The sequence below is a fragment of the Alkalimonas sp. genome, from assembly GCF_020831925.1.
Taxonomy (GTDB): domain Bacteria; phylum Pseudomonadota; class Gammaproteobacteria; order Enterobacterales; family Alteromonadaceae; genus Alkalimonas.
Genome location: NZ_JAFIFQ010000113.1, coordinates 1 through 3,333 on the forward strand (window position 1 = coordinate 1; position 3,333 = coordinate 3,333).

At 53.6% G+C, this 3,333-nt stretch carries 3 protein-coding genes; 1 reads left to right on the plus strand and 2 read right to left on the minus strand.

All coding sequences use genetic code 11. From position 1 onward, the window contains the following. On the plus strand, positions 1-134 hold a 134-nt coding region (locus JJU14_RS16330), incomplete at its 5' end, for a 7-cyano-7-deazaguanine synthase (protein WP_228614788.1). A 30-nt stretch (positions 135-164) separates the two neighbouring features. Here the strand turns inward: JJU14_RS16330 and JJU14_RS16335 are convergent. Beyond that, positions 165-2,978 (minus strand): insulinase family protein, encoded by a 2,814-nt coding sequence (locus tag JJU14_RS16335; protein WP_228614786.1) that lies wholly within the window; start codon positions 2,976-2,978, stop codon positions 165-167. 38 nt (positions 2,979-3,016) lie between these two features. After that, positions 3,017-3,333: ATP-binding cassette domain-containing protein (locus JJU14_RS16340; RefSeq protein WP_228614787.1), on the minus strand; the 317-nt coding region annotated here is incomplete at its 5' end.

Below are 3,333 nucleotides of genomic sequence, written 5' to 3' on the forward strand. Positions count from 1 at the left end.
TGGGGCTGGATTACAGCAAAACCTGGACCTGCTACAACGGCCGCGAACAAGCCTGCGGCAAATGCGGCGCCTGCCAGGAGCGACTGGAAGCCTTTGCGCTGAATAAATCGGTAGATCCTCTGCCCTATGAATAAAGCGGCCCCGAATTCAGGGCCGAGAATACGCTAAGGCAACCAGACCATTTCCACCAAATGGCCTTGCTCCACAAAGTTGATTAAAAGCTGCTGCAAACTATCTGCGCTAGCGGTTTGCTCCAAAGGAGCGATCCGCTTCCAGGGTAGCTCTTCCATCACTGCGCTGTAGCCGATGCGATTAGCCAACCAGTTCGGACGTTGCCGTGCCTGCATCCGCTCATCTGCCAGGCTTTGATGCCAAATTTCAACCTGTCGCTCGATCGGTGCCTGCTTGCTCGCTTCAGCCAGCAGTTGCTGCACCGCTGCAATGGCGGTATCGACTTTGTCGGGATCGGTTTGCAATGAAATGTGCAGCACCACTTGCTGATGCACCGGGCTAAAGCCTCCCAGCTGTGCGCGAATGCTGTAGGTCAGGCCTGAATCGGTCCGAATGCGATCAAACAACTGCTCATCGAGCCAACGGCTTAGCAGGGCTGCCGAAGCCTGCGGTAAAGACGAAGGCAGCTGTGTTTTATCCAGATAATAACGCAAAGAGATATGGGCATGTTGCTCACCACTGCCACTGATCCGCTGTTGACTGGCTTGTTGGGGCTGTGGCGAGAAACGGCCCTCGCCTTGCGGGCTAGTCTTTGGCAGGCTGGCGAAGTAGCGTTCGACCAGTGCATAGGCTTGCTCGGCCGTCAGATCCCCTACCAGAGCCAGCTGATACCCTTGATTGCCCTGAACCCACTGCTGATAAAATGCTTGCAGTTGCTCCACCGTGGTCGCTTCAATCTCGGCCGCCGTCAGATCGCGGTAGCGAATGTCGTTTTGCCACAGGGATTTACTTTGCGCTTGATGCCACGGCAGATGCGGGTGATCTTTGAGTTGTTGCCATAACTGCAGCTCACGCCCCTGACTAAAGCGCCACAGCTCTTCATCAATCCTGTGGTGCATTAAGCGATGATGCAGATCCATCAAGCCTTGTTCGATGTTGCTGACCGGCGCAGCCAGATAAAAGCTCCGGGTGTTAAAGTCGACAGTAAAGTTATGTCCAATATCCAGACTTTGTCGCCACTGGCGAAGTTCGGCACTGCTTAGGCCAGCCTGCCCACCATCACGGATCAAATCACTGGCCAGGCGCGCAGCCACCACCTGCTCATCGGGCAGTTGGTTGGTGCCATGTCTGGCTGTTAGTCGTGCAAAAACCCGGTTGGGAACGGCATCGCTGTAACGATAGTAAGCTGTCATCCCATTGGCCAAATGCCATTCAATGATGCCGTCGGGTTGCTGCTGCTCCGATAAAATCCCAGCAGAAGACGCTAAAGGCTGCCATTGCGGCTCTGCACGCTGATGAAGGGGCGCAAAAGGCAGCTGTTGTGCTAGCTCCTTATAACCCTTTAACTGCTCGGTGCTTGGCGCCTCTGTACCATGCGGATAAAGAGCAACGGTCACTTCACGACCTGAGCTGTATTGCGTTAATGCTGCAATCGCCTCCTCTGGAGTGATTAACTCCAGCAGCTCGAGCTGGCGTTGTTTGTGGCTGCGCTGATTAAAAATGGGTTCCTGGTAAAGCCAAAAATCTTTTGCCATCTCCGCTAAATCGGAAGGACTATCCTGCGCATCCTGCAACCAGGCCCGCCAACTGCTTAACTCTGCTTGCCACTCGTCCCCGGTGATCCCCAAGGCCAACATTCGCTGTAACTCGTGATCCAGTAGTTCGTAGGCCAGTGCATAATTTGGCTCAGTCATCAGTAGTGCCATATTAAACGCATTGACATTGGCAGTCTGGCGCCGACTCTGCACGTTAAAAGCAAGCACTACCCCTTCGCTGTTTAGCTGACGACTTTCCAATCGCTTACGCAATACCCCCAAAGCAAACGACAGCGCCATTTCCTGCCGCTCAACAGACTGACTGTATGGGACAATCGGAGCAAACCAAAAACGACTCAACACCGCAATCGGCGTATAGGCATCACTTAAGGTAATCACATCGGGAATGGCCTGCGGCTGAATATCGAACTGCTCTGGCAGCAAACGCTCTGATGCCAGCTCCGGCCTGGTGAATTTTTGTTTGATAAAAGCCAACGTCTCGTCAGCATCCACATCACCACTGACCACAATCGCCATGTTTTCCGGGTGGTACCACTGCTGGTAAAAGGTCATTAATTTTTCAGGCGTTGTAGCTTCAATGCTGGCACGGTCGCCCAGAATCGACAGCCGCTCCAAATGACGGGAGCCTCGAAAGAGTGCTTCCTGCAAGCGTGGCTCAATGCGGTCTTGCTCCTGCTGTCGGAGCCGCCACTCCTCAACAATCACCGCAATTTCTTCCTGCACTGCTACCGGTGCAAATTCTATGTGGTAAGCCCACTGCGCCAGTATCGTCAACGCTGATTCCAGTTGACCCCGGTTCAAGTCCTGTAAATCCAGCCAATAAGCAGTATGGTCAAAGATGGTGTAGGCATTGCTGTGGCGTCCAAGCTGGATCCCCAGTTCCCGCATGTGCTCTTGCATCCGCTGCTCGGGAAACTTCTCGGTGCCCCGAAAGGCCATGTGTTCAACAAAATGGGCCAGCCCCAATTGGTCATCATCTTCTTGCAAAGCCCCGGCCCCCACCAACAACATCACCCGGGCTTGATTGCTGAACTGGCTGTTGCGTTCAGGCAAAATGATAATTTCCGGCCGCTGTTGCGTTGCTGGCAATCGTACAACGGTAGTGGCATCGTAAAGTGAGTAGGTTGCATCCTGCGTAGTCGTCGCGCAGGCTGCGAGCAATAAAGTTGCCAGTACCAGCCCCACCCCAAACCTGACCAACAGCAGCCACTGCAGCGGGTGAGGCAAACCATACATCTTTTTTGTTTGCATTGTGTATATCCTTATAGAAATTGAATAAATTTCACCGCTTACCCAACTCCCTTACCAAACTGTGCTTTGTACGCCTCAGTTACATCCTGCAACTGGCCGCCGGCCAGCTGGTAAATGTGCTCTGCACTAAGAATGGTCTCGGGCCGGTGGGCAATCACGACTCGGGTCATGCTCAGTTGTTGAATAGCCTGATTGACGTAATGCTCCAGCGCGACATCCAAATGGCTGGTGGCTTCATCCAACAGCAGGATTTTGGGTTTGCGGTACAAGGCGCGGGCCAGCAGCAAGCGCTGTTTTTGCCCGCCAGATAAGGCACTGCCCATATCGCCAACCAGGGAGTTATAGCCCATTTGCA

Coding starts and splice junctions, on each gene's coding strand:
- JJU14_RS16335 (WP_228614786.1), bottom strand. CDS start 2,978: ATGCAAACAAAAAAGATGTATGGTTTGCCTCACCCGCTGCAGTGGCTG.